Source organism: Streptomyces sp. cg36 (assembly GCF_041080675.1).
In the GTDB taxonomy this organism is placed as follows: domain Bacteria; phylum Actinomycetota; class Actinomycetes; order Streptomycetales; family Streptomycetaceae; genus Streptomyces.
The window spans coordinates 2,826,250-2,846,219 of sequence record NZ_CP163520.1; the positions used below are offsets into that span (position 1 = coordinate 2,826,250).

20 protein-coding genes are annotated in these 19,970 nt (G+C 72.9%); 7 read left to right on the plus strand and 13 right to left on the minus strand.

Annotated elements, in window-relative coordinates; all coding sequences use genetic code 11:
* Positions 1-170 precede the first annotated feature (170 nt).
* The 7 genes from AB5J87_RS12430 to AB5J87_RS12460 all read right to left on the minus strand — a co-directional run bounded on the left by AB5J87_RS12430 (position 171) and on the right by AB5J87_RS12460 (position 8,242).
* A complete protein-coding gene (locus AB5J87_RS12430) occupies positions 171-1,808 on the minus strand; it encodes a dipeptide ABC transporter ATP-binding protein (protein WP_369376540.1) in 1,638 nt (545 codons plus the stop codon).
* Positions 1,805-2,794, minus strand: coding sequence for an ABC transporter permease (locus tag AB5J87_RS12435; RefSeq protein ID WP_369376541.1), 990 nt, complete (start codon positions 2,792-2,794; stop codon positions 1,805-1,807). Before AB5J87_RS12435 ends, AB5J87_RS12430 begins: the two co-directional genes overlap by 4 nt.
* Positions 2,791-3,786 carry an ABC transporter permease gene (locus AB5J87_RS12440; RefSeq protein WP_369376542.1) on the minus strand — a complete coding sequence of 332 codons (996 nt, stop codon included), beginning with the start codon at positions 3,784-3,786 and terminating at the stop codon, positions 2,791-2,793. Before AB5J87_RS12440 ends, AB5J87_RS12435 begins: the two co-directional genes overlap by 4 nt.
* A 2-nt stretch (positions 3,787-3,788) precedes the next feature.
* Positions 3,789-5,510, minus strand: coding sequence for an ABC transporter substrate-binding protein (locus tag AB5J87_RS12445; protein WP_369376544.1), 1,722 nt, complete (start codon positions 5,508-5,510; stop codon positions 3,789-3,791).
* Positions 5,511-5,698: 188 nt separating this feature from the next.
* Entirely contained in the window at positions 5,699-5,794 is a 96-nt protein-coding gene (locus AB5J87_RS12450) for an Ms4533A family Cys-rich leader peptide (protein ID WP_361422807.1), read from the minus strand.
* A gap of 88 nt (positions 5,795-5,882) precedes the next feature.
* A complete protein-coding gene (locus tag AB5J87_RS12455; protein ID WP_369376545.1) occupies positions 5,883-7,265 on the minus strand; it encodes a DUF3152 domain-containing protein in 1,383 nt (460 codons plus the stop codon).
* 8 nt (positions 7,266-7,273) lie between these two features.
* A complete protein-coding gene (locus tag AB5J87_RS12460; RefSeq protein WP_369376546.1) occupies positions 7,274-8,242 on the minus strand; it encodes an alpha/beta fold hydrolase in 969 nt (322 codons plus the stop codon).
* Between the two features lie 117 nt (positions 8,243-8,359).
* Between AB5J87_RS12460 and AB5J87_RS12465 the strand changes: the two genes are divergently transcribed.
* From AB5J87_RS12465 to AB5J87_RS12480, 4 genes are all read left to right on the plus strand, one after another.
* A complete protein-coding gene (locus AB5J87_RS12465; protein ID WP_369376548.1) occupies positions 8,360-8,581 on the plus strand; it encodes a hypothetical protein in 222 nt (73 codons plus the stop codon).
* A gap of 145 nt (positions 8,582-8,726) precedes the next feature.
* On the plus strand, positions 8,727-9,368 hold the full coding sequence (locus tag AB5J87_RS12470) for a TetR/AcrR family transcriptional regulator (protein WP_369376549.1): 642 nt from the start codon (positions 8,727-8,729) through the stop codon (positions 9,366-9,368).
* Between the two features lie 134 nt (positions 9,369-9,502).
* Complete coding sequence (locus tag AB5J87_RS12475; RefSeq protein WP_067163735.1) at positions 9,503-9,730, plus strand: DUF3107 domain-containing protein; 228 nt, start codon at positions 9,503-9,505, stop codon at positions 9,728-9,730.
* A 180-nt stretch (positions 9,731-9,910) separates the two neighbouring features.
* Positions 9,911-10,174 carry a hypothetical protein gene (locus AB5J87_RS12480; RefSeq protein WP_369376550.1) on the plus strand — a complete coding sequence of 88 codons (264 nt, stop codon included), beginning with the start codon at positions 9,911-9,913 and terminating at the stop codon, positions 10,172-10,174.
* A 21-nt stretch (positions 10,175-10,195) separates the two neighbouring features.
* Here the strand turns inward: AB5J87_RS12480 and AB5J87_RS12485 are convergent, their stop codons facing one another.
* Positions 10,196-10,966: a ferritin-like fold-containing protein gene (locus tag AB5J87_RS12485; RefSeq protein WP_369376551.1), complete on the minus strand. Its 771-nt coding sequence runs from the start codon at positions 10,964-10,966 to the stop codon at positions 10,196-10,198.
* 480 nt (positions 10,967-11,446) lie between these two features.
* Between AB5J87_RS12485 and AB5J87_RS12490 the strand changes: the two genes are divergently transcribed.
* The gene (locus AB5J87_RS12490; RefSeq protein WP_369376552.1) at positions 11,447-13,423 is read left to right on the plus strand and encodes a DEAD/DEAH box helicase; all 1,977 of its coding nucleotides are present in this window, start codon (positions 11,447-11,449) and stop codon (positions 13,421-13,423) included.
* A gap of 100 nt (positions 13,424-13,523) precedes the next feature.
* Positions 13,524-14,384 carry an alpha/beta fold hydrolase gene (locus AB5J87_RS12495; RefSeq protein ID WP_369376553.1) on the plus strand — a complete coding sequence of 287 codons (861 nt, stop codon included), beginning with the start codon at positions 13,524-13,526 and terminating at the stop codon, positions 14,382-14,384.
* A gap of 620 nt (positions 14,385-15,004) precedes the next feature.
* Here AB5J87_RS12495 and AB5J87_RS12500 read toward each other — a convergent pair.
* Positions 15,005-16,015 (minus strand): NYN domain-containing protein, encoded by a 1,011-nt coding sequence (locus tag AB5J87_RS12500; RefSeq protein WP_369376554.1) that lies wholly within the window; start codon positions 16,013-16,015, stop codon positions 15,005-15,007.
* A 260-nt stretch (positions 16,016-16,275) separates the two neighbouring features.
* Between AB5J87_RS12500 and AB5J87_RS12505 the strand changes: the two genes are divergently transcribed.
* A complete protein-coding gene (locus tag AB5J87_RS12505; protein ID WP_369376555.1) occupies positions 16,276-16,428 on the plus strand; it encodes a hypothetical protein in 153 nt (50 codons plus the stop codon).
* A gap of 105 nt (positions 16,429-16,533) precedes the next feature.
* Here AB5J87_RS12505 and AB5J87_RS12510 read toward each other — a convergent pair whose 3' ends face one another.
* The 4 genes from AB5J87_RS12510 to AB5J87_RS12525 form a co-directional block, all read right to left on the minus strand.
* Complete coding sequence (locus AB5J87_RS12510; protein WP_369376556.1) at positions 16,534-17,139, minus strand: MarC family protein; 606 nt, start codon at positions 17,137-17,139, stop codon at positions 16,534-16,536.
* 105 nt (positions 17,140-17,244) lie between these two features.
* On the minus strand, positions 17,245-18,108 hold the full coding sequence (locus AB5J87_RS12515; protein ID WP_369376557.1) for a PHP domain-containing protein: 864 nt from the start codon (positions 18,106-18,108) through the stop codon (positions 17,245-17,247).
* A gap of 111 nt (positions 18,109-18,219) precedes the next feature.
* The gene (locus AB5J87_RS12520) at positions 18,220-18,858 is read right to left on the minus strand and encodes a DUF6758 family protein (RefSeq protein WP_369376558.1); all 639 of its coding nucleotides are present in this window, start codon (positions 18,856-18,858) and stop codon (positions 18,220-18,222) included.
* Between the two features lie 162 nt (positions 18,859-19,020).
* Complete coding sequence (locus AB5J87_RS12525; protein WP_369376560.1) at positions 19,021-19,605, minus strand: suppressor of fused domain protein; 585 nt, start codon at positions 19,603-19,605, stop codon at positions 19,021-19,023.
* Positions 19,606-19,970: the final 365 nt, after the last annotated feature.

Sequence of the window (19,970 nt, forward strand, 5' to 3'; positions counted from 1 at the left end):
TGGTGGGCGGCCGCCGTGGCACCGGCGACTCGCAGCGGGAAGAACGTAAGCGGATACACCGGTGGCGCGATGGACGGTTGTCCATCGCGCCACCGGAAGGGGTGAATGCACGTAACTTTCGCTCCCTCGTCGCGTTCTGTCGCGCTACGGGGCGGGAAAGTCACTCTGCGTCAGGCTGCGGCCACTTCGTCGCGGGGTGCCGCGTCGGCCTCCGCGCGCAGTTGCTCGCGCAGCTCCTTGCGGGCCGCCCGGCGCACGGCCGCCAGCACCGGGTCGACCGTCGGGACGGCCGCCAGCAGCTGGCGCGTGTACGGGTCGCGGGGCGAGCCGTACACCTCCTCGACCGGGCCCTCCTCCACGACCCGGCCGCGCCGCATCACCGCCACCCGGTCGCTGACCTGGCGCACCACGGCGAGGTCGTGCGCGATGAAGACCAGGCCGAGGCCCAGTTCGCGCTGCAACTCCGCCAGCAGCTCGGTGACATGGGCCTGCGTGGTGACGTCGAGCGCGGAGACCGGCTCGTCGCAGACGATCAGCTGCGGCTCGGCCGCGAGCGCCCGGGCGATGCCCACGCGCTGGCGCTGGCCGCCGCTGAACTCGTGCGGATAGCTGTCGTAGCGGTCCGGGTCGAGTCCGACGCGGTCCAGGAGTTCGCCCACGCGCGCGCGGATGCGCTTCTCGTCCCGTACGCCCGAGGCGCGCAGCGGATCCGCCACGGACTCGCCGATCGAGCGGCGGGGGTTGAGGGAGGCGACCGGGTCCTGGAAGACCATCTGGACGGCCGTGCCCTCGCGCGCGATCGTGCCGGAGGTGGTGTCGAGCAGACCGACCAGCATCCGGCCGAGCGTCGTCTTGCCGCTGCCGCTCTCGCCGACCACGCCGAGCGTCTCGCCGCGCCGCACGGTGAGCGAGACGCCGTCGACGGCGGTGAACGCCGACTTGCCGCGGCCGAACACCTTGCGCAGGTCGCGGGCTTCGAGCAGTGGTTCGCCGGGGGCGGCCGAGGCCGCCTTGGCGGTGTCCAGGCGCGGCACCGCCGACAGCAGCTCCTTGGTGTACGCGGCCTCGGGCGCGCCCAGCACGTCCCGGACCGGGCCGCGCTCCACCGCGCGCCCCTGGCGCATGACGAGGACGTCGTCGACGCTCTCGGCCGCCACGCCCACGTCATGGGTGACCAGCAGCAGCCCCATCCCGGTCTCCTGGCGCAGCCCGTGCAGCAGGTCGAGGATCTGGGCCTGGACGGTGACGTCGAGGGCGGTGGTCGGCTCGTCGGCGATCAGCAGCCTGGGTTCGCAGGCGAGCGCCATCGCGATGAGGGCGCGCTGGCGCATGCCGCCGCTGAACTCGTGCGGGCGCGAGCGGGACTTGCGGGCCGCGTCCGGGATGCCGACGCGGTCGAGCACCTCGACGGCACGCGCGCGTGCGGCCCGCTTGGAGCCGCCCCGGTGCACCCGGTACACCTCGGCGATCTGGTCGCCGATCGTGTAGTACGGGTCGAGGGAGGAGAGCGGGTCCTGGAAGACCATGGCCGCCACTCCCCCGCGCAGCCGCCGCAGTTCGGCGTCGGAGGCGTTCTGCACGTCGGTGCCCGCGACCTTCACGGTTCCCTCGACCACGGCGCCGGTGCCCCGGTGCAGCCCGAGCAGGGCGTACGCGGAGGCGCTCTTGCCGGAGCCGGACTCGCCGACCACGCCGAGGGCGGCGCCGGGCGCCAGCGTGAAGGAGAGCCCGTCGACGGCCCGGTTCCCGGCGAAGTCGATGGAGAGGCCGGAGACCTCCACCAGGGCCTGGTTGCTGACCTCGGTCATCGCAGCACCACCCGTCGGTCGGCCACCACGTACAGCGCGTCCGCGACGGCATTGGCCAGTACGACGAAGAATCCGGTCGTCATCACGACGCCGACCACCACCGGCAGGTCGACCTGGCGGACCGAGTCCACCAGGAGCTTGCCGATGCCCTGGAGTCCGAAGAGCGACTCGGTGAGCACCGCGCCGCCGACCGCCGAGCCCGCGTCGAGCGCGCCGAGCGCGATCACCGGGGCGAGCGCGCCGCGCAGGGCGTGCCGGCCGACGATGGCCCGCTCGCTCACGCCGTACGCGCGGAAGGTGCGCACATGGTCCTCGGCGAGGGTCTCCAGCATCGAACTGCGCACCAGGCGGGCGTATTTGGCGCTCTCGATCAGCGCCAGCGAGATCCACGGCAGCAGCAGTCCCCAGAACCACTGCTCGGGGTCGTCGGCGAACGGGGTGTACTGCGGGAACGGCAGCCAGCCGAGCGTCGAGCAGAAGACGATGATCAGCACCAGGCCGATCACGAAGACCGGGGTGGAGACGCCGACCAGGGTGATCCCGGTCAGCGTCCGCTCGACGGCGCCGCCGCGCTTCCAGGCGGAGAGCAGTCCGGTGCCGACGCCCAGCAGGATCCACAGCACGAACGCGCCGAGCACCAGCGAGGCCGTGACGGGCAGCTTGTTCAGGAGGATCTCGGTGACCGGCGAGTCCTGGCGGTAGGAGAGGCCGAGGCAGGGCGCGTCGCAGTGGACGACGCCGACGCCGGAGGAGAAGTCGCGTCCCACGAACAGGCCCTGGAGGAAGTGCCAGTACTGCGCGTAGAGGGGGTCGCCGAGCTGGAGGCGGTCGTGCACCTGGGCGACCTGCGCCGGGGAGCAGCGCTCGCCGCAGACGATCTGGGCGACGTTGCCGGGGGCGGCGTAGAAGACGAGGTAGACGACGACGGAGAGGGCGAGCAGCACGAAGGCCGCACCGGCGAGCCGCCGCAGCAGGAAGCCCGTCACTTCGATGCCTCCTTCTTCTTGCGGGACTTGACGCCGACCCGGAGCCGGGAGGCCGCGCGCGGGTCGAGCGCGGTGCGCACGCCCTCGCCGACGACGGTCAGGGAGAGCACGGTGACGAGCAGGAACCCGGCGGGCAGCAGCAGATAGGTCGGCGCCGACTGGTACCAGGTGTTGGCGTCGGTGAGCATCTGTCCCCAGGACGGGGTGGGCGGCTTGATGCCGACGCCGAGGAACGACAGCGCCGCCTCGACGGAGACGTTCGCGGGGACGAGCAGCACGCTGTAGGTGATGACGGGCGCGGCGAGCGCGGGCAGCAGTTCGCGGCGGGCGACGGCGAAGCCGCCCCAGCCGCTCAGCCGGGCCGCGGCCACGTAGTCGAGCGACTTCAGGCTGAGCGCCGACGAGCGCACGATCTTGGAGATGCCGGACCACTGCACCAGCGCGATGATCAGGGTCACCAGGACGGGCCGGGGCACGGACTGCGGGACGACGGCGATCAGGCCGAGCCCGATGACCAGCAGCGGCAGCGCGACCATCACATCGGTGATCCGGCTGACGGCCTGGTCGGCCCAGCGTCCGCCGAGCGCGGCGAGCAGTCCGAGGCTCACCCCGATGAAGACCTGCACCAGGGTGGCGATGAAGGCGACGCCGAGGGAGACCCGGGCGCCGTAGACGAGCCGGGCGAACAGGTCGCGGCCGGTCTGCGGTTCGACGCCGAGCCAGTGCTCGGAGCTGATCCCGCCGAACGCGCCCTTGGGGACGCCGCCCGCGACGGAGTCGACGAGCGCCGGGTGGTAGGTGTTCGGGTCCTGCCCCTCCAGGGCGGTGAGCAGGGGCGCGGCGAGCGCGACGAGCACGAGCAGCGCGAAGACGACGGCGGCGACGGTCACGGCGCGCTGGGCGCGCAGCCGCCGCCAGAACTGACGGGCCCCCGAAGCGGGAGCGGCCACCTGGGCCGCTCCCGTCTCCGAGGCCAACAGGGCCTCACTCATGACTACTTGACCGCGACCTGGGAGACGTCGAGCACACCGGTCCAGTCGCTGATGACGACGTTCTTGACGTCCTTGCCGACCAGGCGCTTGTAGACCGGGTGGAAGAGCGGGACCACGACGGCCTGCTCACCGATCTTCTTGTCCAGGGCGCCCCAGCGCGGCGCGGCGGCGGCGAGGTCGGTGAGCTTGTTGATCTCGTCGACCTCCTTGTTGACCGCCGGGTCGTCCAGGAAGCCGGTGTTGAAGTTGGCGCCGTCCTTGACGATCTGGCGGCCGTCGAAGATCGGCGCGAGGAACGGGCCGCCGGACGGCCAGTCGGCGCCCCAGCCGCGCAGGAAGAAGCCGGGCTCCTTGTCCACGCTCTGGATGGTGTCGTTGTAGTCGTTGGCCTCCAGGCCCTGGAGCTTGACCGTGATCCCGGCCTTCTTCAGGGCGTCCTGGAGGGCGGTGGCGACCTCGGGGCCCTTGGGGCCGCCCTTGGCGTTGGTGTGGGTCAGCGTGACGGTGAGGCCGTCCGGGTGGCCCGCTTCCTTCAGGAGCTCCTTGGCCTTGGCCGCGTTGCCGGAGGCGCCCGCCGGGAAGTGGTCGAACTCGGTGTAGCCGAACGCCTTCTGGTTGGGCAGGAAGGTGGTGGCGGGCTCGGCGAGCGAGGAGCCGCCGACCGCGTTGACGACCGAGCTGCGGTCCACCGCGTACGCGATGGCCTGGCGCACCTTCGGGTCGTCGAACGGCTTCACCTTCGGGTTGAAGCCGATGTAGTTGGTGTAGCCGAAGTGGCCGGTGCCCACGCGCCCGGCGAGCGCCTTGTCACCGCCGATCTTGGCGAGCTCGGCGGGGCCGAGGTTGGTGTCGGTGGTGACGGCGGCGGCGTCCGGGCCCTGGGAGGCGGAGAGCCGCTGGTTGATGACGGAGGCGTCGAGACCGGAGCGGACGTCGATGGTGTCCGGGTACGCCTTGCGCTCGGCGTCGGTGGCCTCGGACCAGTTGGTGTTGCGCTCCAGGACGAGGTGCTCGCCGTCGCTCTCGTTCTTGACGACCTTGTACGGGCCGGAGGAGACGGGGTGCGACTCGTACTTGGTGCCCGTGTCCTTGGCCTTGGGGACCGGCGCGAACTGGGTCTGGGTCGCCAGGTACGGGAACTCGCCCTCGGGCTTGTTCAGGTGGAAGACGATGGTCTTGGCGTCGGGCGTCTCGATGGAGGCCAGGCCCTTGCCGCCGTCCTTGTACGGGCCCTCGTACTTGTCGCCGCCGACCAGCCAGTCGCGCAGGTAGGGCGCGCCGCCGGAGAGCTCGGCCGCGAAGGAGCGCTCGATGCCGTACTTGATGTCGGCGGTGGTGATGGGCGAGCCGTCCTCGTACTTGAGGCCGTCCTTGAGGGTGTACGTCCACACGGTGGCGTCGGCGTTGGGCTTGCCGGTGTCGGTGGCGAGGTCGGGGACGACCTTGGTGCCCTCGGCGCCCGCCTCGCGGTTGCGGGTGGTGAGCGTGCGGAAGACCAGGGACGGAACGTTTCCGCCGCCGGAGGTGTAGAGCCGCGCCGGGTCGAAGTCGGTCTGCGGCTCGTTGTTGAGGACGGAGAGCGTGCCGCCCTTCTGCGGCTTGGCGTCCGAGCCGCCCCCGGCGTTCTTGGCGCCGCTGTCGTCGGGGCCGCAGGCGACGGCGCCCACGGCGAGAACCACGGCTATCGCTGCCGCTCTTGCGACGTTTCCGGACATCTGGCGCATCGGACTGAAGACCTCTCGGTGACTGCCGTACAGGGGCAAAGGGGACGCGGGCGTCGGTCCCGGCCCATGACGGCGTCATGGATCTTCGGCGAAGGCCGAAAGGAAGAGGGAAGCTGCGCGCCCGCGAAGGAACGGAGACGGAGTACCCGGGCGCGGAGGGAGGAGAAGGAGGGGCGCGCGGGCGGGCGTCAGCAACAGTGAACGTCGGCGACGCAGAGCCCGGTCACGCCGATCAGCGCCAGCTCGATGGCGGCGCGGGCGGGGGTGACGGGGCGGTGCGGCATGGCAAGAACTATGCAAAGCCCCGCTGTCCACTGTCAACCGAGATTGAGACAGTTGTCCCACATCGTGGACAGCGGGGCTCGGGCGGGCTCAACCGGTCGGGTAGGGCCACGGGTTGGCGCGGCACTTGATCCCGTCTATGTCCAAGGACTTGGTCTGCTGCTGCATCACCGGCGCGAGCGCCCCGGGAGTGCCGCAGTTCACATGCCCGTGGCCGAGCCGGTGTCCCACTTCGTGGTTGATGAGCATCTGCCGGTAGGCGTACATCGCACGGGCCCCGTACGTCTCCGAGCCCTGCGCCCAGCGGTACGCGTTGATCATCACGCGCTCGGTGGCGGCCGAGTCGCAGGAGACGTTCTGCTCGGTGACGTCCAGCTCCGACTTGGCGCACCAGACCCCGGTGGTGCCGGGGCTGGCCAGCGTGACGACGAAGTCGGGCCGGCCGGAGGAGACGCGCTCGAAGGTCTTCGCCCCCTCGTGCGCCCAGCTGCGGTCGTCGTTGAGCGTCTTCTGCACGGCCTCCGCGAACAGGGCGCCGTCCAGGCCGAGGCCCTTCTCGATGTCCACCCGGTAGCGGTACTTGCGCCCCTTGCCCGGCGCCGCCTCGAAGCCGGGCACGGTCTCGAACTGGCCGGACCCCTTCAGCTTCGGGTCGATCGGGTACTGGAGCGCCATCTTCTCCTCGTACGAGACCGGCTTGGCCGGGGCCGCCTGCGCGGGCGTGGAGCGGTCCTTGGAGCGCGAGGCCGGACCGTCCGCGCCGCCGCGGCCGTTGTCCTCCGCGGACTGCGCGCCGCTGTGGTGGTCGCCCTCGGAGGTGACCTGACCGGCCACCGCCACGGCGAGCGCGGCGGTGACGGCGGCAGCCGCGATGCCGGTGAACGTACGCCCCTTGGAGCCCCTGCCGGACTTGGCCGGCTTGCCTGGCCTGCCGGCCTTGCCGCCGGACTCGGGCACGGGCACGGGACGCACCGGGTCGGGCACCGGGGCCGGGCGCGGCACGACGGGCCCGGGGGCCGCCGCAGCCGCCACGCGGTGCGTGCCGGTGTCCGCCCGGTCCTGGTGGTCGCGCCGGTCCTGCCGGGCCGTGCGCCCCCGGCCGTCGAAGGCGTCCGGATACTCACCGCGCGGTCCCGGTATTCGGACGGCGGCGCCCGGTCCGGACGCGGCCGGGCGGGCGCCCCACTCCGCGTCGGGCCCCGTCGGCGGCTCGCCCCAGCCGCCCCCGCCCTCGTGGTGCTCGGGGTGGCCGCCGCGCGCCTGCGGCACGCCGTGCGCGGGGGTGCCGTCGCCCCGGTGCTGCGGGAAGGGGTGCTCGGGCAGCGGGCGCACGCGCGGCAGCTCACCCGTCGCGGGGCCCTCGGACCGGCGGCGTCTGCCCGCGCCCTCGCCCTCGGCGACGGGCAGTCGGCCGGTGGCGGTCGCCTCGGAAGGCCCCGCCGGGGCGCTCTTGGGTCGGCTGTGTCGTCCCACGCGCCGGATCAGCTCCTGTTTCCGCAGTCGTCGACCAGGTCCCGGAAAGCCTGCGCGACCACCTCCGGGTACTCCATCATCGCCACGTGCCCGGCGTCGGGCAGCGTCAGCAGTCTCGACCCGCGGAACGCGGCGGCCGCCCTGCGGGCCATCCGGTGGCCGACGAGCCGGTCCCGGCCGCCGTAGACCAGCAGCGTCGGCGCCAGCACCCGCTCGGCCTGCCGCCACAGCCCGTGCTGGCCGCCCAGGGTGTACGAGTCGACGACGCCCCGCGCCGAGCGGGCCATCGCGTCCCAGAAGTACGGCAGCGCCAGGCGCCGCTCCATCTCCTCGACGGCCGCCCGGAACGCCTCGGGGCTCACCCGGCCCGGGTCGCCGTAGCAGAGGGCCATCACCCCGCGCGTACGGTCCTCGGGGGTCCACTCCCGGGTCAGCCGGGTGAAGAGCGCGGCCACGCCCGGCACCGCGAGGAGCCCGGTGGGCCAGGCGGTGCGCTGGGCGCGGATCTCGGGCAGCGCGGGCGAGACGAGGGTGAGGGTGCGCACCAGGTCGGGGCGGACCGCCGCGACCCGGGTGGCGACGGCGCCGCCGAGCGAGTTGCCGAAGAGGTGGACGGGGCCGCGCCCGGCCGAGTCGAGCAGCCGGATCACCGCGCGGGCGTGGCCGGTGACCGAGTAGTTGCCGTCGTCCGGCGGCGGCGAGTCGCCGAAGCCGGGCAGGTCGAGGGCCTCGCCGTCCACCAGGTCGGCGAGCAGCGGCATCAGGGCCGACCAGTTCTGCGAGGACCCGCCCAGGCCGTGCACGAACAGCGCCGGCTCCAGGCCGGGACGGGTGCCGGGGCGCGACCGCACGGTCAGCGTCAGCCCGGGAAGGCTCACCGAGCGCAGCTCCTCGCCCTCCGCCACCCGGACCGCGCCCACCCGGGGGACCGGGGCGACAGCGGCGGCGAGGGGTTCCGGCAGCTCGGTCGAAGACATGCGGGCAATGTTACGAGACGATCACACCGTGGTTCATGTGTTCGCCGTCACAGATCGCGTAGCGCTGGGTAGTGGTAGCCCATAGGCTCGTATCAGGCCCTCTGACAGGGAGCGATCATGTCCGTCGACCCCAGTGATCCCGAAGTGTTCGAGGAAGGCGACGACACCTCCGGCGAACTCGCCCAGGAGACGCCCGAGGCGGACGCGGCCGAGCAGCACACGGACGTCCGGCAGGACCGCGACGACCCGCTCACCCGCGTCGATCCGGACGCGGCGAACGAGGCGGACGCGGTGGAACAGGCCCGGGTGGTGGCCCTCGACGAGGACGACTACCGCTGATTTGTTCGCATAACCGGGTGTTCCTCCGGCTACCCCGCGCGTCCGGTCCGTGAAATTCTGCGTGCGCGCCGCGCACAGCCGGGTTACCCAAAAGTACGATGGCGGCGCGCGTCCATCGCGCACGAGATCAACTTTGGGAGGCGGCGTGACAGCCATCGAGCAGACCGAGGCGGCGCGCCCGCGAGGCACGCGCCTGCCGCGCCGGGCCCGCCGCAATCAGCTCCTGGGCGCGGCCCAGGAGGTCTTCGTCGCACAGGGCTACCACTCGGCCGCGATGGACGACATCGCGGAGCGGGCGGGCGTCTCCAAGCCGGTCCTCTACCAGCACTTCCCCGGAAAGCTGGAGCTCTACCTCGCCCTGCTCGACCAGCACTGCGAGGCGCTGCTCCTGGCGGTGCGCACGGCGCTCGCCTCCACCAGCGACAACAAGCTGCGCGTCGCCGCGACCATGGACGCCTACTTCGCGTACGTGGAGGACGAGGGCGGCGCCTTCCGGCTGGTCTTCGAGTCCGACCTGACCAACGAGCCCGCGGTGCGCGAGCGGGTGGAGCGGGTCAGCCTCCAGTGCGCCGAGGCCATCTCGGACGTCATCGCCGAGGACACCGGCCTGTCCAAGGACGAGTCGATGCTGCTCGCCGTGGGCCTCGGCGGAGTCTCCCAGGTGGTCGCCCGCTACTGGCTCTCCAGCTCCTCGCCGATCCCCCGCGACAAGGCGGTGCAGCTGCTGACGTCGCTGGCCTGGCGCGGTATCGCGGGCTTCCCGCTGCACGCCTCCGAGACCCACTGACGGCACGTCGGCCGGGGTGCGGTGTTCGCTCGTAGCGTGCGGCGCCGCGCCCGTCCGGGTCCCCTCACCGGGCTAATGTGTGCGGGGTACGGCGCGGCTGACCGCGCACCGCAGACCGTCGGAGGGACATAGCCGTGGAGGTCAAGATCGGCGTGCAGCACGCGCCCCGGGAGATCGTTCTGGAGAGCGGGCAGTCCGCCGAGGAGGTCGAGAGCGCCGTTGCCGACGCCCTCGCCGGCAAGGCGCAGCTGCTCAGCCTCCAGGACGACAAGGGCCGCAAGGTCCTGGTGCCGGCCGACCGGATCGCGTACGTGGAGATCGGCGAGCCGACGGTTCGCCGGGTGGGCTTCGGCCAGCTGTAGCCCCCGGAACGTGTGAGCAGGAGTGCGGCCCCGCGGTCATCGACCGCGGGGCCGCACTCCGGTGCGCCCGCCGCACCCCCGCTGTGCTCCACACGGTGAGGGGAGGATTGCGCTCCGCGAGCGTCGGGTAGGACGGCTGTGACCTTGAATCGCCCGGCCACACCGCGGGAGGGACGCCTGATGCTCCTGGAAGCGCTCGGCTCCGTACTTCTCGGACTCGCCCTCGCCTGGACCGCCGACGCCCGTCTGCGCCACCGTCTGCCCGACCGCCGGACCGTCCTCGCGGCGGGCCCGCTGGCCGCCCTGTTCGGCGCCTTCCTGACGCACTCCGCGATCGGCCCGGGCCACGCGGTCACCACCGTCGTCGGCGCGACCTTCATCGCCGTGGTCGCGCTGTCCCTGCTGCTGCGCCCGCCGGGCCGCCTGCGCCGGTCAGCGGCGTAGGCGGCGCGGGCACGGCGCCCGTCAGGCGGCCAGCCCCAGCGCGGCCATGCGCTTGGTGTGGGCCTTGGTGATCCGGGTGAACATCTCGCCGACCGCGGCCAGGTCGAAGCCGTCCGCCATGCCGCCGACCAGCATCGTCGAGAGCGCGTCACGCTCCGCGACGACCCGCTGGGCCTGCGAGAGCGCCTCGCCCATCAGTCGGCGCGCCCACAGCGCGAGCCGGCCGCCCACGCGCGGGTCGGCCTCGATGGCGGCGCGCACCTTCTCGACCGCGAAGTTCCCGTGGCCCGTGTCGTCGAGCACCGTGAGCACCAGGGAGCGGGTGTCCAGATCGAGCCGGGCCGCCACCTCGCGGTAGAAGTCACTGGCGATCGAGTCGCCCACGTACGCCTTGACCAGGCCCTCCAGCCAGTCCGACGGCGCGGTCTGGTGGTGGAAGTCGTCCAGCGCCTTGGCGAACGGCTCCATGGCGGCCGTCGGCTCCGCGTCGATCCCGGCGAGCCGGTCGCGCAACCGCTCGAAGTGGTGGAACTCGGCCGAGGCCATCTTCGCCAGCTCCGCCTTGTCGGCGAGGGAGGGCGCCAGCTTGGCGTCGTCGGCCAGCCGCTCGAAGGCCGCCAGCTCGCCGTAGGCGAGCGCGCCGAGCAGGTCCACGACGGCGGCGCGGTACTGGGGCTCGGCCGAGGCCGTCGCCCAGTCCTGGGCGGCGATGCCGGTGGGTTCCGCGGCGGTTTCCCCGGTGGCTGCGGCGGCCTCGGTGCCGGGCGTGTTGGCGTTGTCAGGCGTCTCCATGCAGCGCACAATAGCCCGCTCCCGGCAGGGGGGAAGGCCCTGGTCAGCCAGAGCGTCACCACGCTTCCCGGGAATTCGCCCAACACACATGCGCGAATCCGGGGTACAGTGGTAATGAGCCTGCCGAGGATCATGCTGTTCGGCGGGCCGCCCGATGAATGAGGATGCCCGGTCGGTCGCCCGGTCGGCTCCGACCCGACAGCCCTCCGGTGCGGTACGTGACAGTGCGTAATCGCAGATGAGGGACCCTCAGCGGCACGAGCGCTTGAGCGACGGCAGTGGTCCCGCGCCACCCGGCCCGGTCGATTCCCGACTCCGGCCGGATGTACCCGGCACGGTACGACCCGCCGCGTTCGCCTCCGTACCGCGTCTCACAGAAGAGGCAGCACCCTGACTACGTTCCGAGAGCTCGGGATCCTTCCCGAGACCGCCGAGGCCCTCGAAGCCGTCGGCATCGTGTCCCCCTTCCCCATCCAGGAGATGACGCTCCCCGTCGCGCTCTCCGGGTCCGACGTGATCGGCCAGGCCAAGACCGGCACCGGCAAGACGCTCGGCTTCGGTCTGCCGCTGCTCGAGCGCGTCACCGTCCCCGCGGACGTCGAGGCGGGCCGGGCCAAGCCCGAGCAGCTCACCGACGCCCCGCAGGCGCTCGTGGTGGTCCCCACCCGCGAGCTCTGCACCCAGGTCACCAACGACCTGCTCACCGCCGGCAAGGTCCGCAACGTCCGCGTGCTCGCCATCTACGGCGGCCGGGCGTACGAGCCGCAGGTCGAGGCCCTCAAGAAGGGCGTCGACGTGATCGTCGGCACCCCCGGCCGGCTGCTCGACCTGGCGGGCCAGCGCAAGCTGGACCTCTCCCACGTCCGCGCGCTCGTCCTGGACGAGGCCGACGAGATGCTCGACCTGGGCTTCCTGCCCGACGTCGAGAAGATCATCAACATGCTTCCGGCGAAGCGCCAGACCATGCTGTTCTCGGCGACCATGCCGGGCGCCGTCATCGGCCTGGCCCGCCGCTACATGTCGCAGCCCACGCACATCCGCGCCACCGCGCCGGACGACGAGGGCGCGACCGTCGCCAACATCTCGCAGCACGTCTTCCGCGCCCACTCGATGGACAAGCCGGAGATGGTCTCGCGCATCCTCCAGGCCGAGGGCCGCGGACTCGCGATGATCTTCTGCCGCACCAAGCGGACCGCCGCGGACATCGCCGAGCAGCTCGCCAAGCGCGGCTTCGCCTCCGGCGCGGTCCACGGCGACCTCGGCCAGGGCGCCCGCGAGCAGGCGCTGCGCGCGTTCCGCAACGGCAAGGTCGACGTCCTGGTCTGCACCGACGTCGCCGCCCGAGGCATCGACGTCGAGGGCGTGACCCACGTCATCAACTACCAGTCGCCGGAGGACGAGAAGACCTTCCTGCACCGCGTCGGCCGCACCGGCCGCGCGGGCAACAAGGGCACCGCCGTCACCCTGGTCGACTGGGACGACATCCCGCGCTGGCAGCTGATCAACAAGGCGCTGGACCTGAAGTTCCACGACCCGGTCGAGACGTACTCGACGTCGCCGCACCTGTTCGAGGAGCTGAGCATCCCGGCGGGCACCAAGGGCATCCTGCCCCGCGCCGAGCGGACCCGTGCGGGTCTGGCGGCCGAGGAGCTGGAGGACCTGGGCGAGACGGGCGGGCGCGGTCGCAAGGCCGCGGCCCCGGTCGTGACCGAGGAGCGCCCCGAGCGCACCCGCACCCCGCGCCAGCGCCGCCGCACCCGTGGCGGCTCGGCGGTCGAGGCCGACGCCCAGGCGCCGCTGACCCCGGAGCCCGCCGAGGCGCCCGCCGCCGACGCCACCGAGCCGCGCACCCCGCGCCGCCGCCGTCGTACCCGGGTCGCCCCGGTGGAGGCGGCCCCGGCCGTCGCCGTCGCCGAGCCGGTCACCGTCGCCGAGCCGGTCGTCGAGGCCGCGCCGGTCGTCGAGGCCGTGGTGGAGGCGGAGACCAAGCCGCGCCGCACCCGGACCCGCAAGACCGCCGCTGCCGTCGTCGAGGCGCCCGTCGTCCCGGCGCCCGCCGTCGAGGCCGCCGTGGCCGTCGCCGAGCCGGTGGCCGCCCCGCGCCGCCGCACCACCCGCAAGGTGGCCGAGCCGGCCTTCGTGGAGGCCGTCGCCGAGGCGCCGGCCAAGCCGCGCCGCCGGGTGCGCAAGGTGGCCGCGGTCGCCGAGGTCGGCTTCATGACCCCGGAGTCGGCCGCGCTGGAGATCGCCGCGGCGAAGGCCGCCGAGGCCGCCGCCAAGCCGGCGCGCACGCGCAAGAAGGCCGTCGCGGCCGAGCCGGAGGCGTCCGTCGCCGCCGAGCCCAAGCCGCGTCGTACGCGCGCGAAGAAGGCCGCCGCCGCCCCCGAGGCGGCGCCCGAGGCCGAGGCCAAGCCGCGCCGCACCCGCGCGCGCAAGGTCGCCGCGCCCGAGGCGTAAGCACGTCGTCACCGTGGCCCGGCGCCCCTTCGGGGGTGCCGGGCCGCGGTGCGTCCGGGGCACCGCTCCCGCCCCCGCGCACCCCGGTTACGCTCGGCATATGAGCAAGCCCCGGTCCCTCGACCTGCCGTCCGGCACGCGCGCGTACCCGCTGGACACGCCCCGTGGGCGCTTCGCCGTGCTCGACTGCGAGCCCGCCGGGACCGCGCTCGGGACCGCGCTGCTGCTGCCCGGGTTCACCGGCAGCAAGGAGGACTTCCTGGCCCTCCTGGAGCCGCTCGCGCGGGCCGGGTACCGGGCGGTGGCGGTGGACGGCCGGGGCCAGCACGAGAGCCCCGGGCCGCGCGGCGCCTCCGGCTACACCCCGCGCGTGCTCGCCGAGGACGCCGTCGCCCAGGCCGCCGCGCTCTGCGCCGGGCCGGTGCACGTGGTGGGGCACTCCTTCGGCGGTCTGGTGGCCCGCGCCGCCGTCCGCCTCTCCCCCGCCTCCTTCGCCTCCCTGACGCTGCTGTCGTCCGGGCCCGGGCACGTCGGGCCCGGGCAGCGCGCCAAGATCCGGCTGCTGCGGGCCGCGCTGCCGGTGCTGCCGGCGGGGGCCGTGTGGGCGGTGACGAGCTGGCTGGACAGCCGGGATCCGGCGTACGAGCCCGAGGCGCCCGAGGTCGCGGAGTTCCTGCGGCAGCGGTGGTTCAACACCTCGCCGGGCCAACTCATCGCCACCGGGCGGCAGTTGAGGACCGAGCCGGACCGTACCGAGCAGATCGCCGCGCTTCCGGTGCCGCTGCACGTCGCGTACGGGGACGGGGAGACGGTGTGGACGGTGGAGGAGCTGGGGGCGCTGGCGCGGTCCGTGGACGCGCGCCACACGGTGATCGCGGGCGCGGGCCACTCCCCGAACGTGTCGCACCCCGGGGTGCTGGCGGAGGCCCTGACGCGCTTCTGGACGACACGCACACCGTGACGCTATTGGGCCGGATCTTCGCCTGCGGGCCGGTGGTGGGTCGCTCGCGCAGTTCCCCGCGCCCCTATTGAGCCGGGACTTCGCCTGCGGGCCGGTGGTCGCTCCTCGCGCAGTTCCCCGCGCCCCTATTGAGCCGGGACTTCGCCTGCGGACCGTGCCCGCTTCTCGCGCAGTTCCCCGCGCCCCTTTCAAACCCGCCTTCGTCTGCGGACCGTGCCCGCTTCTCGCGCAGTTCCCCGCGCCCCCAAACCCGCGGCCGTCCGTCGGCCGTGCTCGCTTCTCGCGCCCGCGCGGCGGAGCCGCACAATGTCACAGCCCCGCGCCCCCAGAAGCCTGGGACGAGCTGGGTACTCCGGCTGCCGGGTACCCCCTAGGGGCGCGGGGAACTGCGCGACCAGCCACGCACGGCCCGCGGACGAACGAGGCTTTCAGGGGCGCGGGGAACTGCGCGAGCAACCCAGCACGGTCCGCGGACGAACACCCGGCCTGGAAGGGGCGCGGGGAACTGCGCGAGGAGCGGCCACCGGCCCGCAGACGAAGACCGGGCCCAATAGGGGCGCGGGGAACTGCGCGAGCAACCCACCACCGGCCCGCACACGGACACCTCGCCCCACAGAGCCTCAGTACTGCGACTGCAAGTGCTGCCAGAAGCCGTCCCGCAGCGCCCGGCGCAGATCCGCATGGCCCCGCAGGGACCGCTGCAACAGGCGCTCGGCCTCGACGAGGAGCTCCTGGTCGACGGGGCCGGGCAGATACGGATGCCCGGGCAGCAGCTGCGCCAGCGTCGCCCGCCCCCGCTGCGACAGCCACGTCGCAGCGATCTGCGCCCCCACGAACCGCACGTCGTCCCGCGTCGGCGCGGGCCCCCCGTCGTCGTACATCGTCACCGGCCGCCGCGTGACGTACGGCTTGCAGAAGTCGAGGTCGAAGGTCCGCTGGCTGTCGACCTCCCACAGCAGCGGCTCGGCCTGGTTGCGCCCCTCCGCCGCCTCGATGCCCCACAGATGGACCCGCGCCCCGTACCCCTGCGCCGCCTCGACCGCCGAGACCAGGTCCTCGTCGCCGCCGACGAGCGCCGCGTCGCTGATGGCGCGGTGGCGGGCGAGGGACTCCAGGTCGGAGCGGATCAGGGAGTCGACGCCCTTCTGCTGGTTGTTGGCGTTGAGGTTGCCGAGCCGCACCTTCACGTCCGGCAGCTCGGCGATGGACTGCTGCTCGGCGGTGTGGATCCGGCGCCGGGCGCCGTCGTACCAGTAGACCCGCAGCAGCCGGCTGTCCGCGAAGATCGTGCGGGCCTTGTCGATGAACGCCTCGATCAGCCCCTCGGCGTCCAGGTCGAAGGAGCGGCGGTCCTCGGTGCCGGTGACGAGCAGGCCCGCCGCCGCGTACACATAGCCCGCGTCCACGAAGATCGCGTGGGTCGACGGGGTCTTGGCCACTTCGGCGAGCATCCGCCGCAGCAGCTGGTTGGTGCGCTCCAGCTGGGCGGCGAGTTCGGCCGTCCCGGCCGGGGCGGGGCCGCCGGGGCCGTCGGGGCCGCTCGTACCGGGGGCGCCCGGGTCGTCGCCCGCGCCGGTGTCCGGCGACCGCGCGCCGTCGGGGATGCCTGGGATGCCGCCTGATTCGCTCATCACCGCCATTCTCCGTGGCGTGAGCGACCCCACACAACCGGTCGTCTTACCAGCCAGTATTTAGACGGTGAAAAAATTTCCTTAGCGTAGGGAATGTTTGCCAATGGCAACCCGTTGTACCCATCGGAACGCGTTGCACAGAAGTCGCGCAATCCAGTCTTAACGGGTGGGCAACCGCCCGGACGCACCGCGGGCGCAGGCTGAAGGCAGGCCCCGCACCAGTAGTTCTCCTTCAGGAGGATCAGACGAAGGGAGAAGCCATGCGCTTCGAGATCATGCGCCTCAACGACGTCGACGGCACCGCCGTGGACAGCACCGTCGTGGACGCCGCCTCCGTCAACCGGATCGTGCAGCAGGCCGCCGCAATAGGCCAGCGCATCTACATCCGCCCGGCCGAAGACTCGGCTTCGTAACGCGCGAGGACCTTCGCGCGGCAAGCCGAAGCGCCCCCGTACCGGACCTCGGTACGGGGGCGCTTTCGCGTTCTCGCGCGCGGGGGCGCGCGCCGGAGCGGCGGGTCAGGTGCCCTGGATGACCTGGGTGATGCCGTTGATGATCTGCTGCACCGCGAGCGCGGAGAGCATCATGCCCGCGAGCCGCGTGACCAGGACGACGCCGCCGTCCTTGATCACCCGGATGATCAGCAGCGAGTACCGCATGACCAGCCACAGCACGATGTGCATGGCGAGGATCGCCGTCCACACCGCGACCTGGCCGCCGAACGAGTCGTGGTTCTGCACCGCCAGGATCACCTGGACGATCGCACCGGGCCCGGCGAGCAGCGGCATGCCCAGCGGCACCAGCGCCACGTTGACGTCCTTGGTCTGCTTCGGCTCGTCGGTCTTGCCGGTGAGCAGGTCCAGGGCGATGAGCAGGAGCAGCAGCCCGCCCGCGATCATCAGCGCGGGGACGTCGATGTGCAGATAGGCCAGGATCTGATGGCCCACCAGACCGAACACGGTGATCACACCGAGCGCCACGGCGGCGGCCTGCCAGGCCATCTTGCGCTGCACCTTGGCCGGGCGGCCGGAGGTGAGCGCCAGGAAGATCGGGGTGATCCCGGGGGGATCCATGATGACAAAAAGGGTGAGGAAGAGGGAGCCGAAGACGGCAGCGTCGAACACGGTGGTGCCTTGCAGGAAGAGGGGCGTACGGAAAGGGGGGACCCGCGTGGGGCGGAGTCCTCTGGAAGAAGTACGGGTGGGGGCCTCGGGGCGGCCCCGCCGGGGCTAGCGGCCGGTTCCGCCCGCGCCCGGGACGGGGAACGCGCCCGTCGCGCGGCGCGTGATCTCGCCGTAGATCTCGGGGTCGGTGGTGTACTCCCCGAGCCGCACGGTCTTGCGGTCGCCGTGGTAGTCGCTGGAGCCGGTGGTCAGCAGACCGAGCTCGGCGGCGAGCGAGCGCAGCTTCGCGCGCGTGGGCGCGTCGTGGTCGGTGTGGTCGACCTCGATGCCGTCGAGACCGGCGGCGGCGAGCTCGGCTATCACCGTCTCGGGCACGACCTGGCCGCGCTTGACGGCGAGCGGGTGCGCGAAGACGGTGACTCCGCCGGCGGCCTTGACCAGCCGGACCGCCTCGAACGGGTCGAGTTCGTGCTTGCCGACGAACGCCCGGCCGCCGTCGGCCAGCCACTCGGGCACGAAGGCGTCGGAGACCGACGGGACGACGCCCAGCTCGACCAGCGCCTCGGCGACGTGCGGGCGCCCGACCGAGCCGTCGCCCGCGATCCGCGCCACCTGCTCCCAGGTGACGGGGACGCCGAGCTCCTGGAGCTTGGCCACCATGCCCTGCGCGCGCGGCACCCGGTCGTCGCGGACCAGCTCACGCTCGCGGGAGAGCTCCGGCTCCTCGGGGTCGAAGAGGTACGCCAGCATGTGCAGCCCGATGCCGTCGATGCGGCAGGACAGTTCGGCGCCGGTCACCAGGGTCAGCCCGGCGGGCAGCGCCGCGACGGCCTGCGCGTGGCCGCGGGTGGTGTCGTGGTCGGTGAGCGCGACGACGTCGAGTCCGGCGGCGACCGCGTTGCGGACCAGCTCGGCCGGGGTGTCCGTGCCGTCGGATGCCGTGGAGTGGGTGTGCAGGTCGATGCGCACGCGTGGCTCCAGGGCGTAGGACGGGCAGGGGGGGACAATCAAGGATAACTGCGCGTGGCCGCTGTCCCGGCCGTCACGGCTGTGGCGGTCGCCGCACCGGGGCGCGGAGGCTCAGGACAGGATCCGGGGCGAGAGCGCGCCGCAGGGCACCAGCTCGACCTCGGCGCCCGCGTCCCGCAGATCGGTGAGGACCAGCTCGTCGTAGAGCAGCAGCCCCGACTGCTCGGGCCAGACGATCGCCCACAGCCACAGCCCGCACGCCTCGCCCGCGAAGACCGCGCGGTCGTCGGGGGTGGCGGTGACGTGCCACAGCGGGGTGGGTCGCCCGGCGGCGAGCACCTTGGCCTGGGGCGGCTTGTCGACGCTCATGTACGGGCCGGGGTCGGGGCCGTCGATGCCCGCGTACCGCGCGCCGAGGCCCACGCCCAGCTCCTCCGCCACCAGCAGCAGCTCGCCCATGCCGCCGAGCGGGCCGGGCCCGGAGCAGGCCACGGCGGTGGCCCGGCCGCCGCTGCGGTCGTCGCCCGCGCAGGCCACCCCGGTGAAGAGCCAGCCGATCGGCAGCGGCCAGGGCATCCACACGGGCACATGGGCGCGGTGCACCACGACACCGAGCGCCTCGACGCTCGGGGGCACCACCGGCTGGAGCGGATGCACCGTGCCGTGCACACCGCACTGCCAGGAGTCGGCAAAGAGACCGGGCGCCCGGACCCGGCCTCCGCACTTCGGGCAACTGGGTTCGCCCCTCATAAATGCCCACGGTCCTCCCCGACCCGCGCCGCGTCAAGGACGATCACCGGTCCGGCGCGCGGAAACCCGTCGTGCGGCGCAAGCGGGCACCGGACGGGCCCCCGGCCCGCCGGACGAGCCCCGGTCCGGCGGGAGGGAGGGCCCCGCTCCGCCGGGCAGGCGCTAGTCCAGCCGTACCGACGTACGCAGCGGGTCCCGCAGGTCCGTGCCGCCCGCCAGCCAGCGCTCCTCCAGCTCGCGCGCCCCGCGCACCCGCTTCCAGGCGGCCTCGTTGGCCGTCATCGGCAGCAGCGGCAGGAAGCGGACCGGGTCCATCGGCTCGTCGAGCTCCAGGTCCTCCACGAGCCCGCCCGGCTCGGCCACCAGGACCGAGCTGAAGGGCGCGCCGGGCCACAGCGGCTCCCCTACGTCGAGGGAGGCGCCGGGGGCCACCACGAGCCCCTCCACCTGCGGGGTGGCGGCGAGCACGGCCAGCGGGCGGAGCACCTTGTCGGTGTCGGCGAGCCCGGCCCGTACCGACAGGACCAGCTCGGCGCGCGGCCCCTTGACGGGGTCGGCGAGGGCGGCGGTGGGGTCGGCCATGGGCTGGGCCGACATCCCGAGCGTGGCGTAGCGGACGATGTCGCCGTCGACGAAGCGGAGCACCTCGACGCGGTCCGTGCCGAGGAAGGTCACCGCGGCGCGCGCGTCCGGTTCACCGAGGGCGGTGCGCAGCCTGGCCTCGACGAGAGCAAGAACATCAACCATGAGTTGAGCATAGAAGCCGTATCGAACGGGCAAAGTGCGGACTTGACACTTGCGCCGACTGATAGTCTTGGCCGCTGTTCAGGGCAGCAGGACGTCCCTCACGGGGGACCGGCCGGAGGAGGTGGGGCTGCGATGGATCGAAGTCGGCCTGGCAGTACCAACCGCTCTTCCGTGCGCCTTCGTTGTTCCCTGTGATCGAGACCTCTCTACCCGGCCGTTCCACCGGGAAACCTCTGAGTCTCATGGCATTTCGCACGACGGAAGAGCACATCGCCTCGCCTTGTCCGTTTCAGTAGCGAACGCCGTCACCGCGCCCGCGGTACCGCCCGCTTTGCGGACGTACGCAGATGTACGCAGTCCTCGCG

What these genes read in the sequence shown, in the direction of transcription:
- AB5J87_RS12430 (WP_369376540.1), bottom strand. Translation starts at nt 1,808, where the DNA reads ATGACCGAGGTCAGCAACCAGGCCCTGGTGGAGGTCTCCGGCCTCTCC.
- AB5J87_RS12440 (WP_369376542.1), bottom strand. Translation starts at nt 3,786, where the DNA reads ATGAGTGAGGCCCTGTTGGCCTCGGAGACGGGAGCGGCCCAGGTGGCC.
- AB5J87_RS12445 (WP_369376544.1), bottom strand. Translation starts at nt 5,510, where the DNA reads ATGCGCCAGATGTCCGGAAACGTCGCAAGAGCGGCAGCGATAGCCGTG.
- AB5J87_RS12450 (WP_361422807.1), bottom strand. Translation starts at nt 5,794, where the DNA reads ATGCCGCACCGCCCCGTCACCCCCGCCCGCGCCGCCATCGAGCTGGCG.
- AB5J87_RS12460 (WP_369376546.1), bottom strand. Translation starts at nt 8,242, where the DNA reads ATGTCTTCGACCGAGCTGCCGGAACCCCTCGCCGCCGCTGTCGCCCCG.
- AB5J87_RS12465 (WP_369376548.1), top strand. Translation starts at nt 8,360, where the DNA reads ATGTCCGTCGACCCCAGTGATCCCGAAGTGTTCGAGGAAGGCGACGAC.
- AB5J87_RS12480 (WP_369376550.1), top strand. Translation starts at nt 9,911, where the DNA reads ATGCTCCTGGAAGCGCTCGGCTCCGTACTTCTCGGACTCGCCCTCGCC.
- AB5J87_RS12485 (WP_369376551.1), bottom strand. Translation starts at nt 10,966, where the DNA reads ATGGAGACGCCTGACAACGCCAACACGCCCGGCACCGAGGCCGCCGCA.
- AB5J87_RS12490 (WP_369376552.1), top strand. Translation starts at nt 11,447, where the DNA reads ATGACGCTCCCCGTCGCGCTCTCCGGGTCCGACGTGATCGGCCAGGCC.
- AB5J87_RS12495 (WP_369376553.1), top strand. Translation starts at nt 13,524, where the DNA reads ATGAGCAAGCCCCGGTCCCTCGACCTGCCGTCCGGCACGCGCGCGTAC.
- AB5J87_RS12500 (WP_369376554.1), bottom strand. Translation starts at nt 16,015, where the DNA reads ATGAGCGAATCAGGCGGCATCCCAGGCATCCCCGACGGCGCGCGGTCG.
- AB5J87_RS12505 (WP_369376555.1), top strand. Translation starts at nt 16,276, where the DNA reads ATGCGCTTCGAGATCATGCGCCTCAACGACGTCGACGGCACCGCCGTG.
- AB5J87_RS12520 (WP_369376558.1), bottom strand. Translation starts at nt 18,858, where the DNA reads ATGAGGGGCGAACCCAGTTGCCCGAAGTGCGGAGGCCGGGTCCGGGCG.
- AB5J87_RS12525 (WP_369376560.1), bottom strand. Translation starts at nt 19,605, where the DNA reads ATGGTTGATGTTCTTGCTCTCGTCGAGGCCAGGCTGCGCACCGCCCTC.